General features: G+C 67.2%; 21 protein-coding genes and 1 pseudogene. 4 read left to right on the top strand and 18 right to left on the bottom strand.

Annotation, left to right across the window (positions count from 1 at the left end; genetic code table 11):
• Position 1: 1 nt before the first annotated feature.
• The gene (locus tag CXY77_RS04045; protein WP_092338562.1) at positions 2–322 is read right to left on the bottom strand and encodes an NAD(P) transhydrogenase subunit alpha; all 321 of its coding nucleotides are present in this window, start codon (positions 320–322) and stop codon (positions 2–4) included.
• Between the two features lie 2 nt (positions 323–324).
• Complete coding sequence (locus CXY77_RS04040; protein WP_104129732.1) at positions 325–1440, bottom strand: NAD(P) transhydrogenase subunit alpha; 1116 nt, start codon at positions 1438–1440, stop codon at positions 325–327.
• Positions 1441–1858: 418 nt separating this feature from the next.
• Between CXY77_RS04040 and CXY77_RS04035 the strand changes: the two genes are divergently transcribed.
• Positions 1859–3181, top strand: coding sequence for an MATE family efflux transporter (locus CXY77_RS04035; protein WP_104129731.1), 1323 nt, complete (start codon positions 1859–1861; stop codon positions 3179–3181).
• A 55-nt stretch (positions 3182–3236) separates the two neighbouring features.
• On the opposite strand, the gene CXY77_RS04030 is transcribed toward CXY77_RS04035, so the two are convergent.
• The 14 genes from CXY77_RS04030 to CXY77_RS03965 all read right to left on the bottom strand — a co-directional run bounded on the left by CXY77_RS04030 (position 3237) and on the right by CXY77_RS03965 (position 21856).
• On the bottom strand, positions 3237–4688 hold the full coding sequence (locus tag CXY77_RS04030; RefSeq protein ID WP_092338556.1) for an amino acid permease: 1452 nt from the start codon (positions 4686–4688) through the stop codon (positions 3237–3239).
• Positions 4689–4825: 137 nt separating this feature from the next.
• Entirely contained in the window at positions 4826–6307 is a 1482-nt protein-coding gene (locus tag CXY77_RS04025) for an aldehyde dehydrogenase family protein (RefSeq protein ID WP_199181875.1), read from the bottom strand.
• Positions 6304–6987 (bottom strand): HD domain-containing protein, encoded by a 684-nt coding sequence (locus tag CXY77_RS04020; RefSeq protein WP_092338554.1) that lies wholly within the window; start codon positions 6985–6987, stop codon positions 6304–6306. Before CXY77_RS04020 ends, CXY77_RS04025 begins: the two co-directional genes overlap by 4 nt.
• Positions 6988–6991: 4 nt before the next feature.
• Positions 6992–8290, bottom strand: a complete 1299-nt coding sequence (locus tag CXY77_RS04015; protein ID WP_092338551.1) for an NAD(P)/FAD-dependent oxidoreductase — start codon at positions 8288–8290, stop codon at positions 6992–6994.
• Positions 8291–8292: 2 nt separating this feature from the next.
• The gene (locus CXY77_RS04010) at positions 8293–8604 is read right to left on the bottom strand and encodes a 2Fe-2S iron-sulfur cluster-binding protein (RefSeq protein ID WP_092338549.1); all 312 of its coding nucleotides are present in this window, start codon (positions 8602–8604) and stop codon (positions 8293–8295) included.
• Positions 8605–8614: 10 nt separating this feature from the next.
• Positions 8615–9406: an SDR family NAD(P)-dependent oxidoreductase gene (locus CXY77_RS04005; RefSeq protein WP_092338547.1), complete on the bottom strand. Its 792-nt coding sequence runs from the start codon at positions 9404–9406 to the stop codon at positions 8615–8617.
• Complete coding sequence (locus CXY77_RS04000; RefSeq protein WP_092338545.1) at positions 9399–11300, bottom strand: PEP-utilizing enzyme; 1902 nt, start codon at positions 11298–11300, stop codon at positions 9399–9401. The genes CXY77_RS04005 and CXY77_RS04000 overlap by 8 nt, the downstream gene beginning before the upstream one ends.
• Positions 11301–11367: 67 nt before the next feature.
• Entirely contained in the window at positions 11368–12468 is a 1101-nt protein-coding gene (locus CXY77_RS03995) for a PEP/pyruvate-binding domain-containing protein (RefSeq protein WP_104129730.1), read from the bottom strand.
• Positions 12465–13790, bottom strand: coding sequence for a cytochrome P450 (locus CXY77_RS03990; protein WP_233197213.1), 1326 nt, complete (start codon positions 13788–13790; stop codon positions 12465–12467). The genes CXY77_RS03995 and CXY77_RS03990 overlap by 4 nt, the downstream gene beginning before the upstream one ends.
• 104 nt (positions 13791–13894) lie before the next feature.
• Positions 13895–14701: an IclR family transcriptional regulator gene (locus tag CXY77_RS03985; protein ID WP_092338541.1), complete on the bottom strand. Its 807-nt coding sequence runs from the start codon at positions 14699–14701 to the stop codon at positions 13895–13897.
• Positions 14702–14905: 204 nt separating this feature from the next.
• Positions 14906–16867, bottom strand: coding sequence for an HNH endonuclease signature motif containing protein (locus CXY77_RS03980; RefSeq protein WP_140425481.1), 1962 nt, complete (start codon positions 16865–16867; stop codon positions 14906–14908).
• 946 nt (positions 16868–17813) lie between these two features.
• Complete coding sequence (locus tag CXY77_RS03975; protein ID WP_092338537.1) at positions 17814–19121, bottom strand: ABC transporter ATP-binding protein; 1308 nt, start codon at positions 19119–19121, stop codon at positions 17814–17816.
• Positions 19121–20692 (bottom strand): iron ABC transporter permease, encoded by a 1572-nt coding sequence (locus CXY77_RS03970; RefSeq protein ID WP_104089900.1) that lies wholly within the window; start codon positions 20690–20692, stop codon positions 19121–19123. Before CXY77_RS03970 ends, CXY77_RS03975 begins: the two co-directional genes overlap by 1 nt.
• A 132-nt stretch (positions 20693–20824) precedes the next feature.
• Positions 20825–21856: an extracellular solute-binding protein gene (locus tag CXY77_RS03965; RefSeq protein ID WP_104129728.1), complete on the bottom strand. Its 1032-nt coding sequence runs from the start codon at positions 21854–21856 to the stop codon at positions 20825–20827.
• A 412-nt stretch (positions 21857–22268) separates the two neighbouring features.
• On the opposite strand from CXY77_RS03965, the gene CXY77_RS03960 reads away from it, so the two are divergent.
• The 3 genes from CXY77_RS03960 to nucS are packed head-to-tail and all read left to right on the top strand — an operon-like array spanning position 22269 to position 24616.
• Complete coding sequence (locus CXY77_RS03960; RefSeq protein WP_233197212.1) at positions 22269–23474, top strand: MFS transporter; 1206 nt, start codon at positions 22269–22271, stop codon at positions 23472–23474.
• Positions 23475–23533: 59 nt separating this feature from the next.
• Positions 23534–23911: a hypothetical protein gene (locus tag CXY77_RS03955; protein ID WP_104129727.1), complete on the top strand. Its 378-nt coding sequence runs from the start codon at positions 23534–23536 to the stop codon at positions 23909–23911.
• Positions 23912–23920: 9 nt separating this feature from the next.
• Entirely contained in the window at positions 23921–24616 is a 696-nt protein-coding gene (gene nucS, locus CXY77_RS03950; RefSeq protein ID WP_092338527.1) for an endonuclease NucS, read from the top strand.
• On the opposite strand, the gene CXY77_RS20530 is transcribed toward nucS, so the two are convergent.
• Entirely contained in the window at positions 24613–24765 is a 153-nt protein-coding gene (locus CXY77_RS20530) for a hypothetical protein (RefSeq protein ID WP_233197221.1), read from the bottom strand. The two genes, nucS and CXY77_RS20530, sit on opposite strands and share 4 nt — an antisense overlap.
• A pseudogene (locus tag CXY77_RS20525) lies at positions 24753–24905 on the bottom strand (aldo/keto reductase); the annotation flags it as partial. The pseudogene CXY77_RS20525 and the gene CXY77_RS20530, both read right to left, overlap by 13 nt.
• Positions 24906–24967: the final 62 nt, after the last annotated feature.

The following is a 24967-nucleotide window of genomic DNA, read 5'->3' as shown; positions in this document are numbered from 1 at the left end:
GTCAGTTCTTCCCGTCGGTCGCGCCGCTGGTGGGGCGGGTTTTGAACATGGCGAGCATTCGGTCGGTCACGACGAAGCCGCCGATGACGTTGACGGTTCCGAACACGATCGCCACGAAGGAGATGATCTGCAGCGGAATGCTGGGGTTGTGCGCGGTGCCGAGAACGACCAGGGCGCCGAGCACGACGATGCCGTGGATGGCATTGGTGCCCGACATGAGCGGGGTGTGCAGGGTGTTGGGCACCTTGGAGATCACGGCGAAGCCGATGAAGCCCGAGAGTACGAGAATGGCGATATTCGCCAAAAAGCCGGTGTAGTCCATGGTCAGATCCTGTTCGAGACTGAAACGCGTGTGACGCAGGAGAGCGCCACCACGTCGTCGGAATAGTCCGGGTCGAGTCGGCCGTCACGCACGAGCAACTCGAGCAGCGCGGTGAGGTTCTTCGAGTACAGCTCGCTCGCATGCTCGGGCATTGTCGAGGGCAGGTTGAGCGGGGACGCAATCGTGACACCATTGATGACCACGGTCTCGCCGGGAACTGTGAGCTCGCAGTTGCCGCCGGTCTCGCCGGCCATGTCGATGACGACACTGCCCGGTTTCATACCGTGCACGGCCGCGGCGGTCACGAGCCGCGGCGCCGGACGCCCCGGAACAAGCGCGGTGGTGATCACGACATCGAAAGTGGAAATCGCAGTCTCGAGGGCGGTCTGCTGCTGGGCGCGCTCCCCGGCGGTAAGTTCGCGGGCATAGCCGCCGTCACCGGCCGCATCAATGCCAACGTCGAGCCACTGGGCTCCGACCGAATGCACCTGGTCGGCGACCTCCGGACGCACGTCATAGCCGGTGGCACGGCCGCCGAGCCTTTTGGCGGTCGCGAGCGCCTGCAGCCCCGCAACGCCGACACCGAGCACGAGCACGCTGGCCGGCTTGACCGTGCCCGCCGCGGTGGTGAGCATCGGGAAGAACCTGGTCGAGAGGGATGCGGCCAGGATGACGGACTTGTAGCCGGCGACGTTCGCCTGCGACGACAAGGCGTCCATGACCTGAGCCCGGGAGATGCGCGGGATCGCCTCGACCGCGTAACCGACGATGCCCGCGTTCTGCAGGGCGGCGATCTTGTTCTTGGTGTTTCGCGGTGCGAGGAACCCGATCAGCGTCGAGCCCGCCGTCAGCCGAGCGATCTCGGTGTCGGTGGGCGGAGCGACCTTGAGCACGATGTCCGCGCTCCAGGCGTCACCTATGGTGGCGCCGGCTGCGAGGTAGAGGTCGTCACCCATGAGGGCCTCCGCCCCCGCGCCGGACTCGACGACAACGTCAAGTCCCTTCGCAATGAGGGAGGCCACGGCGCGCGGCACGAGGGCGACGCGCCGCTCATCCGCCCCGCTCTCGCGGACGACGCCGATGCTCGGTGCCTCCTGGTGTGTTTGGTTATCAGGCACGGTGGAGCCTTTCGAAGCGGATGTTGGCACACTCGTCTGTGAGGCGGCAATCACCCTTGCGGATGGAAGGGGCACCTTGGGCCGGAATTGGTGTTGCCGGCGCAGCAGAGCGTGCCCGAAGCGTCCACGGTCGGCAGAAGCTTCTGCCACGAACCTATCCGGATGGGGCCAGCGATAGGCCGAATTCGCGTTCATCATTAGTGAAAGATTCGGCATTCTTAACAATTCCGCACGATGCTTGGCCTGACTGGAGCCGCCTTCGCACGGTGAGCCGTCGGCATCCGTTGTGCATTATTGGCATTCTTGGAAGCGGCCAGCGGATGACCGCGCCCGATACGGTAACGGGCATAGCGAGCACCGATATCGGGCGCGGCCGCGGGGGCGCGCGGTGCCGCCGTAGAGTCGAACCATCAACATTCTGCGGGCCCAGCCCATTGACCGGGACATTCTGCGCCTCGCCGTGCCCGCGCTCGGCGCCCTCGTGGCCGAACCGCTGTTTCTGCTGGCCGATTCGGCCATGGTCGGGCACCTCGGCACCACCCCGCTGGCCGGACTCGGCCTGGCCAGCGCGGTGCTGCAGACCATCATCGGCCTCATGGTCTTTCTGGCCTACAGCACCACCCCGGCGGTGGCCCGATGGCTCGGTGCCGGCGACACGCGCCGGGCCGTCTCGGTCGGCATCGACGGGCTCTGGCTCGCCCTCGGCCTCGGCGTCGTGCTCGCGGCCTTCGGCCTGCTCGCCACCCCGGCGCTGGTCGGCGCGTTCGGCGCCAAAACGACCGTGACAGCGGATGCCGCCACCTACCTCGGCATCTCCATGTTCGGCTTGCCCGCCATGCTGCTGGTGTTCGCGGCCACCGGACTGCTGCGCGGCCTGCAAGACACCCGCACCCCGCTCTACGTGGCCGGGATCGGTTTCGGCGCGAATATCGCGCTCAATTACGTGTTCATCTACCTGTTCGGCTGGGGCATCGCCGGCTCTGCCGTGGGCACCGTCGTGGCGCAGTGGGGCATGGTCGCCGTGTACCTCGTCGTGGTCGCCAGGCATGCCCGGCGCCACAGCGCGCCGCTACGTCCGCACCGAAAAGGCATGTTGATCGGCGTCCGAAGCGGCGGCTGGCTGTTCCTGCGCACCCTGAGCCTGCGCGCCGCCATGCTGCTCGCCGTGTTCGTTGCCGCCCAGCTCGGCTCCCCCGAACTCGCCGCTTTTCAGATCGCAATGACCCTGTTCGCGACGCTCGCCTTCGCCCTCGACGCCCTCGCGATCGCCGCCCAGGCCCTCGTCGGGCGCGGCCTCGGCGCCGGGGATGTGGCTCAGGTTCGCGCGGTGCTCCGCCGCTGCCTGGAGTGGGGCGTACTCGCCGGCCTCGTGCTCGCTGTCGTCGTCATCGGCACGAGCGGCGTGCTCGGACATGCGTTCACCAATGCCTCAGCCGTGACCTCCCTGCTGCCACTGACCCTGATCGTGCTGGGGGCGTCCGTTCCCCTCGGCGCAGTCGTATTCGTGCTCGACGGCGTGCTGATCGGAGCCGGCGATGCCCGCTATCTGGCACTGACCGGGCTGGTCAACCTCGCCGTGTTCGTGCCACTCGCCGGCGCGGTACTCGCCTGGGCGCCGGCGGGCGAGGCCGGGCTCGCGCTGCTCATGGCGGCGTTCGCGCTCGGCTACCTCGGTGCCCGCGCCGTGACACTGTCACTGCGAGCCCGCAGTATGGCCTGGATGGTCGTCGGCGCGCGCTGATCAGCTGAGCAGATGCGGTGCCGCATCCGTATCCGTTGCCGTTGCCGGTGCGTGGCTAGTGCGGATCGACCGGATGCTCAATGTAGCGCGGGCTCTTCGGGTTCATGACCGAGTTGCGGCGACCATAGAAGAAGTAGATGACCAGACCGATGACAAGCCAGATGCCGAAGCGCAGCCAGGTCTCCCAGTGCAGCTGCGTGATGAGGAAGGCAGAGGCGAGCACCCCGAACACGGGTACCCAGGGCATGAAAGGCAGCCTGAAGGTGCGCGGAACATCGGGGCGGGTGCGTCGCAGCACGATCACGGCGACGCAGACCACAACGAAGGCGGCAAGAATCCCGATGTTGGTGAGGTCTGCAATCAAACGGATCGGGAAGACCCCGGCCAGTACGGCCGCGGCCAGGCCGGCGATCCAAGTCACGCGGGCGGGGGTTCCCCTTTTATCGGTGCCGGAGAACCATTTCGGCAGCAAGCCATCGCGGCTCATCGAGAACCAGACCCGACTGACGCCGAGCAGGAAGGTCAGCATGACGGTGAGGATCGAGATGACAGCGAAGGCCGAGAGCACGGTCGCGACGACTGGAAGCCCAACGGACTGGAACGCGACGGCAAAGGCGGCGGTCGGGTCGATATCCTGCCAATTCTGCATGCCAGTGAGCACGAGAGTGGCGAGCACGTAGAGCACCATGGCGATGGCGAGCGAGAGCAAAATTGCCTTCGGCATGTGCTTCTTGCCATCTTTGGCCTCTTCGGCGGCGGTACTCATGGCGTCATAGCCGAAGACGGCGAAGAAGACAGTGGCTGCGCCGGTGAAGACCGCGCCGAACCCGTTCGGCAAGAATGGAACGTAATTCTGGGTGTTGATGTAGAAGAACCCCAGCGCGATGATGGCGAGGATCAACAGCACCTTGAGCCCTACGGCGACGAGCTCAAAGCGGCCGAAGGTCTGCGTTCCACGGCTGAGGATAAACGTCACGAGCACGCACACCACGATGGCGGGCAGGTTGATCAGGCCGCCGTCCAGGGTATCGGGGGTGCCCTGCATCCAGGTCGGAACGTCGATGCCGATGCCACTCATGAACTCGGTGAAGTACCCCGAGATGCCGATCGCGACGACGGCGACGATCGCGATGTACTCGAGCAGCAGATCCCAGCCGATGAACCAGCCGACGATCTCACCGAGGGCGACATAGCCGTAGGTGTACGCAGAGCCGGCGCGAGGAATCATTCCGGCGAACTCCGCGTAGCTGAGGGCCGCGGCGGCGCTCGCGAGTCCGGCGATCAAGAACGAGATAAGCACGGCCGGACCTGCGCCTTCGCCGTCCGGGCCGCCGTTCGCAACGAGTCCAGCGAGGGTGAAAATACCGATTCCAATGATGCCGCCGACGCCGATCGCGGTGAGCTGCCAGAGTCCGAGGCTCTTGAAGAGACCGTTCTTGGCGGCCTCATTGCCAATGTCGGTAATGGGTTTGCGCCTCATGACCGAATAGGGATTGCGCTCGTTCATCAGGCCTCCATTGGCTTGGCTACAACTGCATTAGGCGCGCGACCGAAACTTTATTTATTCCTAAGGGTGGCACATGCGCGAGCCGGCGCCGTGCGACTCTCTGAATGTGGGATTGTTCAGGTTTCCCGGTGTAGAGGTCAGCGGATGCGGCGGTGCACCGACTGCGGCACGAGATAGGCCTTCAGACCCTCCGGCCCGAACTCGGCGCCGAGGCCAGAATCGTGGCGCCCGGCGAACGGCGCCGCATGATTTGAGGCGAAGAAGCCGAGCCCCACCGAGCCGGTGTCGAGGCGCGAGGCGAGCGCGAACGCCCGGTCGGGGTCCGCGGAGAAGATCGTGCCGCCCAGCCCGAACGACGTGTTGTTGGCGAGCGCCACCCCCTCGTCGATCGAGGAGTAGCGCAGGATCGACAGCACCGGGCCGAAGATCTCCTCCCTGGCGATGCGCATGTCGGGCGTCACATCGGCGAACACCGTGGGCTTCACGAAGAATCCCTGATCAAAGTCGGATGGTACGTCGCCGCCGGTCGTTGCGCGGGCGCCTTCGGCCGCGCCGCTGCGCAGGTATTCGCGCACGGTCTGCTCCTGGGCGCGCGTGGCGGCCGGTCCGAAAACAGTGTCGGGCTGCATCGGATCGCCCTGTTTGGCGGCCGCGATGGTGGCGGTGACCATGTCGACGAGCTCGTCATAGCGCTCGGCCGGCGCGAGAATGCGGGTCGAGATGTAGCAGGTCTGCCCGGTGTTGCGCATGCAGGTGCGGATCAAAACTTTCGACAGCGCGTCGAGGTCGACGTCGGGCAGCACGAGCGCGGACGACTTTCCGCCCAGTTCGAGCGTGACCGGTCGCAGCAGTGTGCCGCAGGCCCCGGCGATCGTGCGCCCGACCGGGGTCGACCCGGTGAAGGCCACCTTGTCGATGCCGGGGTGCTTCACCAGCGCGTCGCCGAACGAGCCGGGCCCGGTGACGAGGTTGATCACCCCGGGCGGAATGCACGCGGCCACAGCTGCATCGACAATGAGCCGCACCGAGAGCGGGGTCGGCGAGGCCGGCTTGATCACGACGGTGCAGCCGGCCATCAGGGCCGGGGCGAGCTTGGCGACAACGAGGTTGATCGGAAAGTTCCACGGCGCGATCAGCGCACAGACGCCGATCGGGTCCTGCCGCACCACGGTCTCGCCCGACCCGTCGGGAAACGGGCGAACGTCCGGCGTTTCGAGCAGGCCGGCGAGCGAGGCGAAGTAGCGAAAGATCGAGGCGGCGTTGCCGGCGGCCCGGCTGGATTCCGCGACCGGCGACCCGTTCTCCCAGGTGTTGGTGTGCGAGATCGCCTCGGCGCGCTTCTCGACCTCGTCGGCCAGCCGCAGCAGAAAGCCAGCGCGGTCTGTGGGAGTCAGGGCACGCCATCCGCTGAAGGCATGACGCGCAGCCGCGACCGCCCGGTCAAGATCGGCGGCGGATGCCTGCGGCACCGACCCCCAGACCTCTTCCGTTGCCGGGTTGGTCACCAGGGTTCGACCGGTGCCGGTGGCCGGCGTCCAGTCGCCGTCAATGAACAGGTCGTCGGTGTGCCGGTAGGGCAGGTTGGCGGTCACCGGCTGAGCGTCAACCAGGCTGGTCACGCGCCGCTCCCGTCGAGGGCGGGCGCGTCGACGCCGCTGGCAAGGACATCCGTTTGCAGCAGGGCCTCGGCACGTTCGAGTTCGGCGAGCGCCATCTCATGAGCGGCCGCGGTGATCAGCTCGGGGATGATATCGGTGCGCAGGCGCCGGCAGTAAGCGGATGGCTCCTGGCCGAACCAACCCGAGGCGAGCGCGATTCCGGTGGTGGTGAAGCGCCACAGGCGGTCAGCGTCGCGCACCAGGGAATCCTCGATCGAATAGCTCTCCGGGCGGGTGTCGTGCCCGTCGATGATGTCGGTGACGCGGGCCACGAAGTCCAGGTCGTAGCCGAGGGCCGGCAGCACCTCGCGGGCGATCTCGCAGCCCTTGATCTCGTGCTCGTAGCGGATGTCCGCCTGCCGCCAGTTGGCGCCGAACCCCTCGGAGATGATTTTGGTCTCGTCCACCCGGGCCCAGCCGGTGTCATGCAGCAGGATGGCCACGCGCACTACGAGGGCATCCGCTTCGGGGTAGGCCAGGCAGAGACGCTCGGCGAACGCGAACGAGATGGGGATGTGGATGTCGTTCGAGCGTGAGCGCATTTCCGGCCGCACGGCCCTCCAGAGGGCGTTGAGGTCGATGGAGGTCACGCCGGCCGCGATGGGCGAGGTGTCGACGAGTTCTTCGGTCTGCAGTGTCATGGGGTCACTTTCCGATCAAAACGGGCACGGCAGGAAGGAACAGTTTCTTCAGCGGCAGCGACAGGTCGTCGGCGCGGTCTGCCGGCAGGTGCTGCCCCGAGTGCAGCATGGCGCGCACGGCGATGAAGTCGAGCGGCCGGTTCACGCAGTCGGCGGCGATGAGTTGCCCGGCGCGGTAGTACAGCACCGAGAACTTCTCCGTCTCGGGGTCACCGCGCAGTATGATCTGGTCGTGGCCGCCACTGAGGCCGGCGATCTGCAGTTTGAGGTCGGCCTGGTCGCTCCAGAACCACGGCACGGTGGAGTATTCGGCGGGCAGACCGAGCAGCGTCGCGGCGGCGACCTTGGCCTGTTCGACCGCGTTCTGCACGCTTTCCAGGCGCAGGCGCGGGATGCCGCCGGGCGTCAGCGAGGGGTTTGGCAGGTTGGCGCAGTCTCCCGCGGCGACGGTAAGGCCGTCGGAGCAGAGCGCGCTCGCGTCGACGACGACGCCGTTGTCGATGACGAGCCCGAGCTGTTCGGCGAGTTCGGTGCGTGGGATGACGCCGACGCCAATGAGTACGACGTCGGACGGGATCACGTCGCCGGAGCCCAGTTCAACCCCGGTCACCCGATCGTGCTGGCCGAGAAAGCGAACGACCTGGGCGTTCAACACCACCCGGGTGCCGCGCCGCCGATGCGCCGCGAGGTAGAACGCGCTCGTCGCTTCGGAGACGGCTCGGCCGACGAGTCGGGGAGCCGCCTCCAGCACGGTCACGGTCTTGCCTGCGGCGCGGACTCCGGCCGCTACCTCGAGGCCGATGAACCCGCCGCCGACCACGACCACGTCGGAAGCTGTGGCCAGTCTCTGTTCGAGCAGGGCGGCATCCGTTGCGGTGCGCAGGTAGCTGACGCCTTCGAGTTCGCTGCCCTCGAACGGAATCTGGCGCGGAACGGCGCCCGTGGTGAGCGCGAGCCGGGCGAATTCGAAACGGCGACCGGATTCGGCCGTGGCGACCCCGCCGGTCGCATCACGCTCGATCGACACGATGCGTTCCCGCGTGACAAGTTCAATGTTGTGCTCGGAGTAGAACTCGTGGGTGCGAAAGGTGAGCGAATCGGCCGTGGCCTCGCCCTTGAGGAACGCTTTCGACAGCGGCGGCCGCTGGTACGGCGCGTGCGGTTCTTCGCCGACGAGCACGATGGGCTCGGTGTCGCCGAGCTCGCGCAGGCTCGAGGCGAGCTGCACGCCGGCCTGGCAGGCGCCAATAATAAGAGTGCCTCGCGCTTGTGATGCGTGAGCGGATGTTCCGGTGCCGGTCATCGCTACACCTGCGTTTCGGGGGTGGTCACGCGAATATCGACGTCGCTCAGCTTGAGCTGGCAGGAGAGCCGGGAGTTAGCCTCGCGGTCGACGGCGGTGCCGTCGAGCATGTCGTCTTCGAGGTCTTCCATTGGAGGGAAGACGCTGTCGGCGCAGACGAAGACGTGGCAGGTGGCGCAGGAGAGGCTGCCGCCGCACTCGGCGACGATGCCGGGAACACCGTTGCGCACGGCGGTCTCCATGACAGAGTCGCCGGCGAATCCCGCGACGGCCGTTTCACTGCCGGCGGCGGATATGTAGGTTACGGAAGGCATTCTTATCTCCTTACAGAAACTGTCGGCCACCGTCGACCACGAGGGTCTGGCCGGTGATGTAGCGGGAGCCGGGGCCGGCCAAAAACAGGGCGGCCCCAACGATGTCGGCGGGCTCACTGGCCCGTTTGATCGAACCGCGGTCGACGCCGTACTCGGCGGCTCCCTCGATCAGGCCGTAGCTGGCCTCGGTGAGGGTGAAGCCGGGAGCGATCGCGTTCACGGTGATATTGCGGTCGCCGAGCTCCTTGGCGAGCACCCGGGTGAGGGCAATCACGCCGCCCTTCGACGCCACGTAGTGCGCCCACTGGGCGGATCCGCTGAGCACGGTCGCGCTCGACAGGTTGATCACCGCGGCTCCGTCGGCCAGGTAGGGGGAACAGGCGCGGGTGACCAGCCACGGGCCCTTGAGGTTCACGGCCATCACGCGATCCCACTCGTCCACGTCGATCTCCTCGAAGGGCGACCGGGTGATGGTGGCGTAGATCGCCGCGTTGTTGATGATGACGTCGATCTTGCCGTCGCTCGCGAAGGCTGAGGCATCCGCTGCGAGCTGGGTGACGGAGCCCAGCTGCGTCACGTTGGCCTGGAGGGCGAGGGCGGTGCCGCCGGCCGCTTCAAGGAGCGCCACGGTCTGCTGCGCGCCCTCCAAGTTGGTGTCAGCGACGACCACCCGGTCGCCCTGGGCTGCGAAGCCCAGGGCAAAGGCACGGCCCAGCCCGCCGGCGGCGCCGGTGATCAGCACCGTTCTCGCGCCCGCACTAGGAACGCGAGTGGCGGGCTGGTCCGTGCGCGGATCAGGCATGGCTGCCTTCGAGTGCGTCTTCCAGCTGGATCGCCGCGTCGCCGGCCAGGCTCAGGTCGTGCGCGTGGTCCTCAGCAACATGATCAAGCACGATGGTCACAGTTCCGTTATTGCCGTCGACACGCAGCCACTGCCCGGTCACGATCTGCGACGAGGCTGTGCCGGTTCCGGTGACGGCCGGCATGCCGTATTCCCGGCAGACGATGGCCGCGTGGCTCATCATGCCGCCGATGTCGGTGACCGTGGCACGAATCTTGCCGAAGATCGGACCCCACGACGGTGCTGTCACGGGGGCGACGAGAATGTCGCCCTCCTGCACCTCGGAGAGCTGGTCCGAGCTGCTAATGACGCGGGCCGGCCCTTCGGCCACACCACTCGAGGCCGCCATACCGCGGAACTCTCCCTCTGGCGCGTCGGAATCGCCGAGCCAGTTCTTGATCTGGTCGCTCGTGATGCCCCAGAGCATGAGGGTGAACGGTTCCGTAATGACGGCCGGCGGGGTGTTGAGGGCTGGCTGCGGGCGCTGCTGCTGCAGGGCATCCACTATGACGCGGCGACGCTCGACCTCCTCGGGCCAGTACGACGGGCCGATCGCGGGTGCGCCGACCGCCCAACCGGTGACGTAGTCGAACAGGGCCTCGCGCACCTCGTCGCGGCGGAGGAAGAACATCCCGTCGGCCGTTGGCCAGAAGCCCTGCTCCTGCAGCATCGCTGAGAGCTGGCGGGCCTTGCGCCAGAACACGCCCATGGTCCAGTGCTCGATGTAGAAGTTGTGGTTCTCGACGTAGGGGTAGACCTGGCGGGCCAGGCCGAGCTTGCCCTCGAACGCGGCGAGCTGTTCGGCGGTGAGCAGCTCCGAGTACTCCTCGGTGATGCGGTCGCGCTCGGCGACCAGCTCGGCGACCGGGCGGTCGATGGTCTGGCCAGCCTGCAACCGCCCGATGTAGTCGCTGATGTAGCCGAGCGGAAGTTCGAGGTGGTCCATCCAGTACTTGTCGTGGGCGTAGAAACCGTTGCCGACGGTGAAGTTGAACCACGGGTCCTTGGCCTCGTCGAAGGCGGCGATCCAGGCGGCACCGCCGGTGGCGGCCGCAATGCCAGCGAGGGTCTGTTCCGGGTTCGCGGTGTTGCCGAACAGGCCGGTCAGGCCCAGTTCGATGGCCAGCTTGGCGAGCTTCTTGAGCTCGTCGTCGGGTCGGAACAGTTCCATATCGACGCCCTGCACCATCTTGGCGACGGCCTGGTCGGGAATGCCTGGGAAGACCTCCTTGCAGAAGCTGAAGAAGTCGAGGTAGGCCACATAGCCGAGATTGAGAAACTCGAAGTGGTACTGCCAGGCGCGGTAGGTGAGCGCGATCAGCGCGTCGTACTGGGCGAGCAGGTCGTTGTTCGGGCCGGTGCCCTTGCCGCTCGTGACGTCATCGATGTCGACCTTGTCGGGAAGGGCGTCGAAGTTCAGTGCGCCGAGCTCGTCGATGGTGCCGCGAATCTTGCCCTGCCACTGCTCGAGCAGGGTCTCCCAGTTCTGAAAGTAGTGGCCGGCCCGCGCCATGAACTCGGGCACGCGGGGGGCGATCTCCGCCTCGGGCACGCCCACCGGCGACATGAAGACGTAGCCGTTGTGAATGCGAAACTCAATGCCGTTCGCCGGCGGAATGAGCAGGTGCCGGGTGTTGTACTGGCCGAGGCACGACACGGCGAACTCGAAACCGATGGTCTCGAACGGCTTGGTCACGGTGGGCCAGTGCTGGCTGTCGCAGAACCAGAACTTGGCCTCTTCGACCTCGCGGCGGTTCTCTTGGAACACCAGGTTGTAGGCGTACAGCTCTTTCCAGCCCTCGGCGCCCTGGGCCGGGGCCTGGTCATAGGGGCTGGGAAATGACTTCTCTGTCATAAGAAAACCGTTCTCGAAGGTGGTGCGCGGGTGAAATGACTTTCCAAGCGGATGGCGCAGGTCGGGTTTATATCGTTGGTTTGCCGGCCTGCACCAGAAGTGATCGGGTGATGCTCTCGATGCCGTACCCGGCGGTGGGGGCGACGGCAACGGCATCCGTTCGCGTATCTGAACTGCGCGAAGAATGCACGGTCTCGGGGCGGGACTGCAGCAGCAATAGGTTTTGGCCATCGGGCAGGTCGCGGTCGAGGGCCCACTCGATGTCCTGCGGGCATTTGAAGTGCTTCTCGGCCTTCTTGGCGATGGTCGCGATGGCGGTGATCTCGGTCTCGCTGATCGAGAGCACCCCGCGGCGAGCGGCCGACACCTCGAGTTCGACCAGTGCCCCGTTGGCCGCATCGGGCACGAGCTCGGCGTGCTTATCGCCGATCACGCGCTTGACGACCATGAGCATGATCTTGTCGACGGTGACGTTGTCGGGGGTGACCAGGCCGGAGACGACCAATTCGCCGAGGCCGTAGGAGGCCTCCATGACGATCTTGGAGCGGTCGCCGGTGGTCGGATCCATGGTGATGGCGACGCCGGCAGCGCGGGCGTTGACCATCTTCTGCACGGCGACGGCCATGGAGAGGCCCTCGCCCGGGATGTTGTTCTTGAGCCGGTAGGTGATCGCGCGGGAGGTGAACAGTGAGGCCCAGCAGCGACGGATGTGCTCGGTGACGTCGTCGATACCGTTCAGCCATAGATAGGTGTCCTGCTGGCCGGCGAAGCTCGCGTCTGGCAGGTCCTCGGCGGTCGCGGAGGAGCGCACGGCCACCGGAACCGGTTCGCTGAACCGCGCCTGAAGTGCGTGGTAGGCGGCAACGAAGTCGGCGCGCACGGCGGCGGGCACCGGACGGCTCTCGATCTCGTAGCGCAGCTGGGCCGAGACCCGATCGACCTCGGCCACGTCGTCGGCGTCGAGGCTGGCCAGCATCGAGTGGATGTCCTGTTCGATCCCGGCGGCGGCGATGAACGCGTCGTAGGAGGCGGTGGTGATGGCGAAGCCGGGCGGCACCGGCATGCCGGCCTGGGTGAGGGCGACCAGCGAGGCGCACTTGCCGCCGAGCAGGTCGTGGCGGGGAGCATCCGTGCCGTCGAAAAACTGAATGTACGGTGTGGTGGTCATTTATTTTCTCCCCAGGTGACGGGCACCGAGGTGGGCGCCCTGAACGACAGGTTGTCTCCGAACTCGATCTTTTCGGTGTCGATCAGGCGCAGCCCCGGTGCCGCTTTGAGGGTCTCTTCGACGACGATTTTGTCTTGCATCTTGGCGAGCATGTTGCCGAGGCAGTAGTGGATGCCAAAGCCGAACGACAGGTGGTTGCGGGCATTGACCCGGTTGATGTCGAAGGTTTCTGGCTGCTCGAAGGTGCCGGGGTCGCGGTTGGCCGAGCCCATCAGCAAGAGGATGTTCGACCCGGCCGGAATCTTTACGCCGCCGATCTCGGTGTCTTCGAGTGCCTTGCGCCGCCAGCCGACGATGCTCGGGGAGAAGCGCAGCGTCTCGTCGATCGCGGTCGGGATGCGGCTCGGGTCGTCGATCAGCTTCTGCCACTCGGCGGGGTGGGCGAGCAGTTCGCGGATGGTATTCGAGATCAGTGTTGTCGTGGTCTCGTGGCCGGCAAAGAGCAGGCTGTAACAGACCGAGGCGATCTCGTGGTCGGAGATCTCGGAGCCGGTGGACTGCGCCTGCACGAGGTCGAAGACGAGGTTGTCGCCGTTTTCGTTGTTCTCGAGTTGGTCGTGGGCGTTCTTCACGAGGCGCAGGCACTCGGTCCAGTAGTCCACGAGGTTGTGCGCGTGCGGAATTTGCTCGTCGTCCGTCAGGTCGCCCCAGGTCATGGCGGCGCGGGAGTCGGACCACTTCTTGTAGGTCGCGACCATCTCGGGGCCGACGCCGAGCAGTCCGAGGATGGTGATGGTGGGGATGTCCACCGCGACGTCTTTGAGGAAGTCGCCGCGGGCATCCGGGTGAGACAGCATTTGCGTGAGCAGGCGTGCCGTGTTCTCGCGAATGGTGGGTTCGAGCTTCTTGTAGCGGCGCGGCGTGAATTCCTTCTGCACGATGGCGCGCAAGCGGGTGTGCTCCGGGGGGATGCGGGCACTCAGGCCGGAGTAGGCGGTGAAGCCGCCATCGTTCATGATCGTGGTGGCCGCTGCGCCGCGGGGCCGCACCGGGGCCTGGGCATTCTCGCTGCTGAAGACCTGCCAGTTGTCGAAGGTGGCCTTGACGTCGTCGTAGCGGGACACGATGAAGTAGCCGAGCTCCTCATCGAACATGACCGGTTCGTTCTCGCGCAGGGCGGCGTAGGAGGGGAACGGGTCAGTCATCGCGAAGGGGGCATAGCCGTGGTTCTTCGTTGGGACACCGTGTTCTGAGGCACCGTGCGCGACCGGGCATTGGCCGGTCGCGGCGGCCGGATGGGCGAGGGCGAATTGCGCGGTCACGATGGCTCCTTGGTTTGCTTTTCTCAACTTTGAGGTCGACGAGATCTATCTAAGACGCGGCGGTAGCTTCGATCACCGGAGTGTCCCACTGGATGGAAGTGGCTTCACGGCTGAGTGGGTTTCGCCACGCTGGCCGGCAGGCGCAGGGTGGCCGGTGGCAGGTGCGCGATTCCGGCTTGGATGCGCTGCGCCGTGCCCTGCAGAACCGGCAGGTAGCGCTCCAACTGGTGCGCCCGCGAGGTGGGCAGCACAATGCCGAGCGCCCCGAAAATCTTGCCCGGCGCCTGAAACACCGGCACCGCGAGCGAGCACGAGCCCTGTCGTACTTCTTCGGAGGCGAGGGCGAAACCGATTTCGCTAATCTTGCCGAGCTCCCGGCGCAGCTCGGCCGGATCGGTCTTGGTCAGCGGCGTGCGGCGCACGAGTTCGCCGTCGAGCACGGCGTTCTGCACCCATTCCTCTTCGAAGGCCAGAATGGCCCGGCCCACCGCGGTGGCGTGCAGCGGCAGACGACCGCCGACCCGGCTGGCCTGCGGCACGCGCCGGCTGCCATAGACCCGGTCGATGTAGAGCACCTCGGCGCCGTCGCGAATGGCGAGGTGTACGGTCTCCTGGGTCAAGCCGAACAGGTCCTGCAGGTAGGGCCGGGCCACATCCCGCAGTTTGCGGCCGGCGTGCTGGCCGAGTTCCCAGAGGCGCAGGCCGATTTGGTAGCGGCCCTGGGCATCCCGCTGCACGGCGCCCCAGGTCTCGAGCTCGCCGAGCAGGCGGTGTGCGGTGCTCTGCGGCAGCCCGCTCTCGCGGCTGATCTCCGATAACGACCGAGCGGATGCGCTGTGTTCAAACGCCGCCAGAATGCTCAGCACCCGGCTGGTCACCGACTGCCCGGGGGCGTTCGTGTGGCCGGCCATGGTGCCTCGTTTCAAGTTTTTTGCGCGCTTTCATCGCGCTGGCAGGCTCACTCTAGTCAGCGGCGCTGTGTGGGAGCGAGGGTCGAAGGTCCCCCGTTCGGGGCTTCGGCTAGGCTGCTGGGTCACTGTGGCGGATTGCGGCACGCGCGCCCGTGCCCGTGCCCTGCCAGCGCTGCGTCGGGTGCGCTGCCCGTGCGACGGGCGCTACTTTTCCCAGGTGGGTTTCTCCGCGGGGGTGGCGGCGCGATTCTGGCCGGCGGGGCGCCAGATTTGGGTGGGGTCGAAGGCGAGGGGTCCGCGGATCCACGGGCGGCCGCCGCGCATCTGAATGTCCCAGCCGGATGTTTCGATACTGCTGTGGGCGGCGTTGCAGAGCAGCACGGCGTTATCGATATCGGTGAGGCCGCCCTGGCTCCACGGTGTGACGTGGTGGGCTTGGGTGAAGTGGGGCGGCACGGTGCAGCCAGGGATGACACAACCACCGTCCCGAGCCGCCAGGGCTCGGCGTTGTGTAGCGGTGAAGAATCGATTGCTGCGGCCGAGGTGCAGGATGGTGCCGGTGTGGCCGAACAGCACGGGCTGGTAGCCGCCGGCGCAGATCAACTCATCGACCTGGCCGGGGCTGAGCGCGCCGTCGATGCCGTCGATCCAGCCGGCGCCGCGGCCGTCGAGGAGGTCGGTGATGTTGATGTGCACGAGCACGGTCGGGGCGGCTCCGCCCATCGTCGGGGTGCCCGGGTGTCGGGCGGCGGCTTCAAACACGGCGCGGAGGATGCCGGCCTGCTTCTCACTACGGGAGCGGATGTCGTCGGGCTGCTGCGGACACGGACTGAGCGCAGCGGGACTGAGCGGGTCGGGCGGGTCGGGATTGAGCGGGTCGGGCGGGTCGGAGCCCCGTTCGACTCCTGCCTTGCCCGGCACGCAGGCTTCCCCTGCTCGGCCCGACGTGTTCACCGCGGTGCTGGTTCCCTTCGGTGGTGTGCCGCAGTTGTCGTGCCCATCGTGCTCGGTTTCACGGAACTCGACCCGGGCACACGGTGTCACATCGGGCGCCAGGGTGGCGTCGACGACTCGGGCGGTGTCGGGGGAGGGAGTGTCGGTGGCACCGGGGACCGGGTTCGCCGCTGCGGCGGAGAGATACGTGTCGAAGACGTTGCCGATGATGGCCCGGTCCAGGGTGGTGAACCAGCCGTTGAGGCTGTAGCCGCCGTTGGCCAGGGTGCCGAAGGTGAGCCAGCTGCGCCGCTCGGTCGGGGTCTCGCCGGGCGCCGAACCGTCGGGGGCGAGGCGTGCTTTCCACTGGATGCCCTGCTGCCGCAACAACTCCGGCGAGAACGCGATCCCCGCCCCCGGCAGCCCCTCAGTCTCCGGGGTGATCGCACCGGACCCACTCGCGACGAGGGAGCGTTCGACCCGGTCGAGGTCTGGGGCCAGCACCTCGGAGCGGAGCCCGTCGAGCACCTGAACGATCACCCGCGCCTGCTCCACCCCGAGCGCCCCGCCCTGCAGTGCGTCACCGAGAACAGGATAGGTGGCGGTGAGGGGGCGGCCGAGGAGCATCCGCTGGCCAACTTTCTCACCGAGCGTGGCCCGCTGCCGTACTTCACTGCGGGAGATGCGGGCGAGGGTGCAGACCAGCTCGGCCCCGCTGCGACAGCCCAGCCGCCGCGCCAGTGTCGGCGCCGCCAGCGCTGCCGCACCGCCGGCCACGCTCGAAACCACTGCCGAAGCTGGCGCAGCACTGTCCGGCGTCACGGAATCCGCGCCAGAATTCTCCCCGCCAGCGTTCCCCGCACCAGCAGTCTCGGCACCGGCATTCCGCGCGCTGGCATTCTGGGTGGCGGCGCTCCGATCAACCCCAGCCTGATCAACCCCAGCCTGGGCAACCGCAGCCTGGGCGGCAGCCTGTGCGGCCGCAGCGTCAAAGTACTCGGAGCGGCGCAGTACGTCGGTTGTGGAGAGCACTCGGGCACCGTCGACGACCCGGCCCACGCTCTCCAGTGCGAGCAGCATGCTCAACGACTCTTCATCGCCGAGCAGCCCGAACGACACCCCGTCCAACGCGTCCAGAAGAATGCCCCGTGCCTGTTCGACCGCCTCGATAACGGGGTTCGAACGGGTCTCACTCGGGTTCTCCATGAACATGGGCGCCAGTGCCTCCTTCACGGCAATTCTACCGCAAATCGAACACAAAAGCGAGTAAAACTCAGAAGCACATCGCGGACACACTTCACGAAAACATCCCCGTCGTCCCTTGCAGCGGCGCAGTAGCTAGTGAGTGCGCCGCTGACTACTCGTCACGAATCCTCGTAGCCTCGTAGCCTCGTAGCCTCGTAGTCTCGTAGCCTCGTGACGCCCTTACGTAATTTCGAAGAAATAATCGATTTCCAGTCCTAAAAGCGCGAGATCAGCAAACGACGGCGCGATACGTGCTCGGGTTACGCCAGCGGATAGGCGAGGGCGCTCTGGCGCACACCGGGGTTCCGTCGGCGGGAACGGATGCTACGCCCACGTCGCTCAAATTTGGCGTGCGCATCCAGCCCGCCGGCCATGGAGCCTCGTTTCGAGTTTTTTCCCGCCGCTTCGGGTGCGAGCAAGCTCACTCTAGTGAGCGGAGGCAGGGCGGCGGGAGGGTCGAAATGCATCGACCACGCCTAATGTGTCGATACCCATTTGCCTCGTCTGTAGTTTAAGGAGTCTGAGTCAAAAGACGAAGTTTCTCGGTACGGGTGCCGTTGCATTCCTTGCACGGTCATTGCTAGGTTGCACGCCCACAGGAGCCGTGGACCAAACCGCTGCCAGTGAGCTGGTCGGCGAAGCCGGTGCGGCGGGAGTCTGCCAGATTGACGGTGGCTCTACTTGGCGCGGTCAATTCATCGCACCGTTCTCTACTACCGGACCCATGACCTCCTTTTCCTCGACCACACTGCTGACGATGCCGAGTGGGGGCGGAGACATGACGGTGTCTTGCGCCGGAAATACTGCGACCCAGGTACTTCAGGTCGCCATATCGGCGCTCCGATTTGATTCAATCGTGTCGACCCTTTATTTCCCGGCCGCCTGACCCTGGGTCTACCAGCCGCCTCCGCAGGCCGGTTCTTTGCACAGTGAGCTACGCGAGCGGGTAGGCGAGGGCGTTCTGGCGCACGCCCAGGGTGACCCGGTCGCCGACGCGCGGCAGGTCGGGGGCAGCGACGCGGGCGCGCACGACGAGGCCGCCCGGGAGGGTGAAACTCACCAGGGCGTCGTGGCCGGCGTACGCGATGGCTGTGGTGACGGCATCCGTTTTCGAGTCGGCTGCGGGCTCGGCGAGGGTCAACCATTCGGGGCGAAGCAGCACGCGTACGCTCGGTCCGTCGGCGGGAGCGGATGCTGCGCCCACGTCGCTCGGTGCGCCCATCCAGTCCGCCGGGAGCGAGCCGAGCGCGCAGTCGACGCGGCCACCCCGCCAGATGCCGTCGAGCTCGACGGTGTCGCCGACGAACCCGGCGACCCAGGGGTCGACCGGGCGTTCGTAGACATCCGCTGGGGTGCCGAACTGCAAAATCTCGCCGCCGCGCATGACGGCCACGAAGTCGGCGAGCGAGAGCGCCTCTTCCTGGTCGTGGGTCACGAGCAGGCTCGTGTTGTGCTGGGCATGCAGCAGGGCCGCGACCTCGGTGCGCAGGGCCGAACGCAACAGCGGGTCGAGGGCCGCAAACGGTTCGTCGAGCAGCATGAGGTCGGGGCGGGGGGCCAGCGCTCGGGCCAGCGACACGCGTTGGGCCTGACCGCCGGAGAGCTGCGAGGGGGCACGGTCTACCAGGTCGGACAGGCCGACCAGGCTGGCGAGCTCAACGATGCGAGCGGCGCGGCTGTATTGGCGGCTGCGGTCGGGAGTGATCGGCGCCGGCGCGAGGTGGGTGTGCCCCGGTGTACCGGAGGCGGGGCCGCGCCCCGGCGCAGCAGGGACGGAACCCGGCCCGCCGATGAGCGGGCGGACGGGCGACGACGCCGGCCTTGCCCGGTTCGCACGCCCGCGCCGGGTGAAACCGGCGAACAGCCCGGCGACTCCCCCGGGAGCCTCGCCGGGTTCGCAATACAGGTCGTCGCTCTGCTTGGTGCGGGGCAGTCCGAAGCCGATGTTCTCGCCCACCGTGAGGTGCGGAAACAGCGAGGCGTCCTGCGGAACCCAACCCATTCCGCGTTTCTCCGGCGCGCGCTGCACGCCGGGGCCGGTGACGAGGCGTCCGCCAACCGTGATGGTGCCGGCGGTGACCGGCAACAAACCGGCGACCGCGCGCAGGAGGGTGGTCTTGCCGCATCCGCTCGGGCCGAGAACAGCGACGAGACTGCCGCGCGGTATGCGCAAACTGACGTCGTCGAGCACCCGCGTGTCACCGTAGGCGACGCGCAGCCCGTCGATCGCAACCCAGCCCATCAGTTCTCCCTTGCCGTACCGCGGATGCCGGAAAGCAGCATCGCGGGCACCATCGCCACGAGCACGAGCGCCGCCGCGTAGGGCGCTGCAGCGCCGAACTCGAACAGGGCCGTGCGACTCCACAACTCGGTGGCGAGCGTGGACGCGCCCGTCGGCCGCAGCAGCAGCGTCGCTGGCAATTCTTTCATGGCCGAGATAGCCACGAGCAGTGCACCGATCGCGATGCCGGGCAGCGCGAGGCGCGCGGTCACCCGCCACCAGGTCTGAAAGGGCGAGAGGCCGAGCATGCGCGACACGTCGCCGAGGCTCGCGGGCACCGCCGCGATCCCACTGCGCATGCTGCCGATGGCGCGCGGCATGAACAGAACGACGTAGGCGAAGACCAGCACAACGGAGGTTTGGTAGAACATTGGAACCGCGGCGAGCGCGAAGAACACGAGGGACAGGCCAACGACAATGCCGGGCAGGGCGTGGCCGAGAAAGCCGACGGCCTCGATCACGGCCACCAGGCGCCCCTGGTAACGGGCGGCGAGCGCGGCGATCGGCAGCGCGACGAACACGGCCACCACGGCGGCGGCGAGGGCGAGCCCCAGGGTCGCTCCGATGGCTTCGACCAGTCGTGGAACGTCGATGGCGCGCAGGGTTTCGGCTTCGAGCAGGCGGCTGAGCAAGCCGACCACCGGAACCACCACCCCGGCGATCGGTGCGGCGAGCAGCACCGCGGCGAAGAGCGGGCCCGTCTTGCCGGGGGCTCTGGCCGGCATGGTGCTGCGCCCGGGAATGCCGCCGACCTGACGGCGGCTGCGGCGTTCGCCGGCCACGACCACGAGCGCGAGCACGACAAGCACGAGGGCGAGCAGCGCGGCCTGGTTGCGGTCGAAACTCGCGCCGTAGGCGGCGTTGATTCCCCAGGTGAGCGTCTGAAACCGCAGCATCGAGACGAGTCCGAAGTCGCTCAGCGAGTAGAGGCAGACGAGCAGCGCCCCGGCGATCGCGGCCGGGCGAATCTGCGGCCAGGTCGCGGCCGCGAAGGCACGCAGCGGGCCGCGACCGAGCGTGCGGGCCACTGATTCCAGATCAGCGGATGCCCCGCGCAGCGCCGCCGCGACCGGCAGCGTCACGTAGGGGGTACAGACCATGGTCATGACGAACCAGCTGGCCCAGAACCCGTTGAGGTGCGGAAACCAGACCAGCCAGCCGTAGGCAGCCAGGTAACTCGGCACCGCGAGCGGCAGCGCCGAGGCCAGCAGCAGCGTGCGCTGAAACGGCAAGCGGATGCGCGTGAGAATCCAGGCGCAGATCGTGCCGAGCACGAGGCACGACAGGGTGACGGCCGCGGCGAGCAGCACCGTGTTGACCGTGAGCTGTAGCACCCTGGGGCGCACCAGGGTGTCGAGGAGGTCCGTGAGCCCCGCCTCAGTCGTGCGCACGACCAGGTAGACCAGCGGGATGGCAGCAGTCGCGGCGCACAGTGCGGCGAGCGCCAGCAGCCAGGGCGGCGCGCCGAAGTGGTACCGGGCGGGCGGGCGCGGCACGGCGGTTTCGGGCGGTGGAATGAGCAGCTCGGTCATGTGAGCGGCCCTGCGGGACGCGCGCTGAGCGGAGTGGGGGCATCCGCTGTGATGAGCAGTTGAGAGAAGGCGCTGGAGGGTAGGGCGCGGCTGCCGACCTGAGCCCGCACCCGCGCCTTCACTACTTCAATGCTAGATCAGGCCGTGCTTGCCGAGCAGGGCCTGGGTGTCTTCGAGGGTGTCGAGGTCGGCCAGATCGAGGTCGGGGTTGACCAGCGAGTCGAGCGCCGGCAGTCCGGCCGGGGCGTCGATGCCGGTGATCAGGGGGTACTCGTAGGTCTCGTCGACGAAGTACTGCTGCGCTTTGGCGCCCACGAGGTAGTCGATGAACTCGAGGGCGTCGGCATCGTCTGCTGCGCCGGCAAGCAGGCCGGCGCCGGTGACGTTGACGATGGATCCGGCGTCGCCGGCTTCGGGGTACGACAGCTGGGCGCGCATGTTGGCCTCGCCGGTTTCGGCGGCCTGGGCGAACCAGTAGTAGTGGTTAATGAGTCCGGCCTCGATGACCCCGTCGTTGACGGCGGCAAGGATAGCGCGGTTGTTGTCGAAGATGACCGGGTTGTTGGCGGCAACGGCCTTGACCCACTCGTCGGCGGCCTCTTCACCGTTCAGCACCCGGTAGGCGGTGACGAAGGCCTGGAAGCTCGCGTTGGTCGGCGCGATACCGAACTTTCCGGACCAGGCCGGGTCGGTGAACGCGTCAACGGATGTTGGCACGTCGGTTGCGGCGAGCGCTTCACTGTCGTAGGTGATCACGCGGGCACGGCCGGTGACGCCGACCCAGGTGTCGTCGGTCGAGGTGAAGCCGGCCGGAACGGCATCGGTCGTTGTTGCGGGCAGCGTCGCGAAGAGGTCGGCATTGGCGAGGGCGCCGAGCGCTCCGGCGTCCTGGGCGAGAAAGACCTGGGCGGGGGTGGCGTCGCCCTCTTCGAGCAGGAGTGCGCCGAGCTCGGCGGTGTTGCCGTAACGCACCTCGACGCTGATGCCGCTCTGCTCCTCGAACTGGTCGATGAGCGGCTGGATGAGCGCTTCGTCCCGACCCGAGTACAGGGTGAAGGCGCCGTCTGCGGTGCTTGCCGTCGACTCGGCGGCCTGCGTGCACCCGGCGAGGGCAAGAACGGTGGCGCCGGCAACGAGCGCGGCGACAGAGAGGGGGATGCGCATAGGACTCCAAGGACGGGGTTTTTGAACGACTAAGGTAAGGCTACGCTAAGTCGCTGTGGGGAGCGAATCGGCGGGGTCTTCCGGCGTCATGCGGTCGGGTGCGGGGAGGTCTCGAGGCGGAGCGGTCAGGGATGTCCTGAGACAGAAGCGTTAGCCAGGTCCTGGGCGAGAACCGCCAGGAGTGCACTCGATATGCCGTCTCACGCGAGCCTGATGGGGCAAGCTCTGGCACCTCACCCACGAGCCCAGCCCCCGCGCCAGGGGGCACCAGCCGGGCTCTCGCGCGCCGAGTGCCATTTCTCGTTCTGCGCGCGCTATTCGTTGTAGCGTTAAGACTTCCACCCACCCGCTGTCGAGGCGTCCGCCCGCCGCTTGAGAACCCGTGTGCCCGATGACCTCCTCTGAATTTCCCGTGACCACCACGCGCCCCGCTCTGATCGGCTGGCGCAACGCCGTCTTTGCCGCGTTCTTCGTGGCCGGGCTCGGCCTGGCCAGCTGGATGTCGCGGGTTCCCGCCGTGCGCGACGGCCTCGGGCTCGACACCATTCAGGTCGGCATCCTCATTTTCGGGCTCTCGGCGGGCTCAGTCATCGGGCTACTCATCGCTGCCGGGATGCTCGCTCGCCTCGGCGCCCGCCGGGCCATGCTGGTCAGCGTCTCCCTGTCGGCCACCGGGCTCGTGCTCATGGGCGTCGGCGTCAGCCTCGTACCCTCCGCCCCATTCGTGTTCGCGGCCCTCGCCGTGTTCGGCATCGGCGTGGGATCCCTCGACGTCATGATGAACGTCGAGGGCGCAGCGGCCGAGCGCGCCATCGGCCGCACGCTCATGCCGCTCATGCACGCCTGCTTCAGCCTCGGAACGGTGACCGGCGCGCTGGGCGGCGCCGCCGCATCCGCTCTGGATATCTCGGTGTTCTGGCACCTGCTGGTCATGGCCGTGCTGGTTCTCGGCACGATCGTCGTGGCCGTGCGGTTTCTTCCGGTGAGCGTCGAAAGCACCGAAAAAGCGGATGCCCCGCCACGCGCCTGGCGCGAGCGCCTACGGGACAGCCTCGCCGTCTGGCGCGACCGCAAACTGCTGCTGATCGGGGTTATCGTGCTCGGCATGACCTTCGCCGAGGGCTCGGCGAACGACTGGCTCGCCCTCGCCTCGGTCGATGGACACGGCTTCAGCAACACCGACGGGGCGATTGTCTTCGGCGTATTCGTGGCCGCGATGACCGTGGGTCGCGTCATCGGCGGGCCCGTGCTCGACCGGTTCGGCCGTGTTGTCGTGCTGCGCGCCTGCGCGGGAATCGGCATTACGGGGCTCGTGCTGTTCATCCTCGCGCCGAACACCCCGCTCGTGTTCGTCGGCACCGTGCTCTGGGGCCTCGGCGCCTCGCTCGGGTTTCCGGTGGGCATGTCCGCGGCCGCAGACGACACCAAAAACGCCGCGGCTCGGGTGAGCGCGGTGGCCATCATCGGCTACTTCGCGTTCCTGGTCGGGCCTCCCGTGCTCGGCCTGCTCGGCGAGTCCTGGGGCATCCTCAATGCCCTCTACCTGATCTTGGTACTGATGGTGCTGGCGGGGCTGGCGGCCCCGGCCGCCCGGCCGAAGGCATCCGCCCGAGATTGACCGCTCGTCCCCCAAGAAGCCGACTGGCAGCGGCGCGTGCGGGTTGCCAAGCTGGACCGATGGCCCGAAACCCTCACAGTCGAACCCTGATTCTGATCAGCGCCCTTGCGGCAACGCTGCTCCTGACGGCGTGCGCGGCGGAGGCCACCCCCGAACTCGCTCCGACCGAAATCGCCCCGACCCACTCGCCCGCCCCCACGCCGGATCCCATCGTCGACATCGGGGCGATGGAGGGTGCCATGGGCACGGTCGAGACGGATGCCGATGGCGTGCTGCGCTACACCGCGGTCGAGGGCGATGTGGGTGGTCTGGTCTGCGAGCGCTTCGGCCGGGCTTACTGGCAGCTGGAATCGAACCTCACCAGTGGCGGATTTAGCTGCAACTCCGTCATCTACGTCGGCGAGATCCTGACGCCGACCAACGACAAGAACCCGTAAACTCGACCGGTGCGCCTTGTAATTGCGAAATGCTCCGTTGACTATGCCGGGCGTCTCAGCGCCCACCTACCGCTGGCCACCCGCCTGCTCATGATCAAGTCGGACGGCAGTGTGCTCGTGCACTCCGACGGCGGCTCCTACAAGCCGCTCAACTGGATGAGCCCGCCTTGCTCGGTCACCATTTCCGAGCCCGACGACGACCAAGCGGATGCCGGAATCACCGCCCTCTGGACGGTCACCCACGCCAAAACCGCCGACCAGCTCATCGTCAGCGTCTACGAGGTGCAGCATGACAGCGCCCACGACCTCGGCATCGACCCCGGCCTGATCAAGGACGGCGCCGAGTCGCACCTGCAGAAGCTGCTGGCCGAGCACATCCATCTGCTCGGCGCGGGTTTCACCTTCGTGCGCCGCGAGTACATGACGGCGATCGGGCCGGTCGATATCCTCGCGCAAGACGCCGCCGGAAGTTCCGTCGCGGTAGAACTGAAGCGCAACGGCGATATCGACGGGGTCGAGCAGCTTACCCGTTACCTCGAGCTGATGAACCGCGACCCGCACCTGGCGCCTGTGACCGGGGTGTTCGCCGCGCAAACAATCAAGCCGCAGGCCCGCAAGCTGGCCGAGGATCGCGGCATCCGCTGCCTTCTGCTGGATTACGACGCCATGCGCGGCCTCGACGACACGGCCTCGAAGCTCTTCTAGAGCAGCGGCCGCCCGCGCGCCGCGATATACAGCGCGAACCATTCGTCGCGGGTCATCGCCGCAGCCTGCGCGGCGGCATCACCGCAGGCGCGAATGCGCGCCGGGTCGCTCGATCCGAGCACCGGGTCGATGTGCGCCGGGTGCCGCACTTCGTCTGGATCTCTATCCGCTCGCGCAGTCCCGGCGAGCGTTTCAGTACCTCGCCGAACGCCGTCTCAGCTTTGCCATGGCGGTAGATGTCGGCGTGGTCGAACACGGTCACGCCGATCGACAGCGCAGCCTCGACCGCGTTTAACCGTGGAAAGGCTGAGCAGAATGGGCAAATGGGGTACATTGCCTCCAGAACACCTA

The organism is Cryobacterium sp. N21 (assembly GCF_002929575.1).
GTDB classification, from domain to species: domain Bacteria; phylum Actinomycetota; class Actinomycetes; order Actinomycetales; family Microbacteriaceae; genus Cryobacterium; species Cryobacterium flavum.
The sequence above is the reverse complement of the archived record's forward strand: the minus strand, read 5'-3'. Positions and strand labels throughout refer to the sequence as shown.

Bases quoted from the DNA above. Each gene is read 5' to 3' on its own strand.
- CXY77_RS04045 (WP_092338562.1), bottom strand. From the start codon at position 322: ATGGACTACACCGGCTTTTTGGCGAATATCGCCATTCTCGTACTCTCG.
- CXY77_RS04030 (WP_092338556.1), bottom strand. From the start codon at position 4,688: ATGAACGAGCGCAATCCCTATTCGGTCATGAGGCGCAAACCCATTACC.
- CXY77_RS04020 (WP_092338554.1), bottom strand. From the start codon at position 6,987: ATGACACTGCAGACCGAAGAACTCGTCGACACCTCGCCCATCGCGGCC.
- CXY77_RS04015 (WP_092338551.1), bottom strand. From the start codon at position 8,290: ATGACCGGCACCGGAACATCCGCTCACGCATCACAAGCGCGAGGCACT.
- CXY77_RS04010 (WP_092338549.1), bottom strand. From the start codon at position 8,604: ATGCCTTCCGTAACCTACATATCCGCCGCCGGCAGTGAAACGGCCGTC.
- CXY77_RS04005 (WP_092338547.1), bottom strand. From the start codon at position 9,406: ATGCCTGATCCGCGCACGGACCAGCCCGCCACTCGCGTTCCTAGTGCG.
- CXY77_RS04000 (WP_092338545.1), bottom strand. From the start codon at position 11,300: ATGACAGAGAAGTCATTTCCCAGCCCCTATGACCAGGCCCCGGCCCAG.
- CXY77_RS03995 (WP_104129730.1), bottom strand. From the start codon at position 12,468: ATGACCACCACACCGTACATTCAGTTTTTCGACGGCACGGATGCTCCC.
- CXY77_RS03985 (WP_092338541.1), bottom strand. From the start codon at position 14,701: ATGGCCGGCCACACGAACGCCCCCGGGCAGTCGGTGACCAGCCGGGTG.
- CXY77_RS03975 (WP_092338537.1), bottom strand. From the start codon at position 19,121: ATGGGCTGGGTTGCGATCGACGGGCTGCGCGTCGCCTACGGTGACACG.
- CXY77_RS03970 (WP_104089900.1), bottom strand. From the start codon at position 20,692: ATGACCGAGCTGCTCATTCCACCGCCCGAAACCGCCGTGCCGCGCCCG.
- CXY77_RS03965 (WP_104129728.1), bottom strand. From the start codon at position 21,856: ATGCGCATCCCCCTCTCTGTCGCCGCGCTCGTTGCCGGCGCCACCGTT.
- CXY77_RS03955 (WP_104129727.1), top strand. From the start codon at position 23,534: ATGGCCCGAAACCCTCACAGTCGAACCCTGATTCTGATCAGCGCCCTT.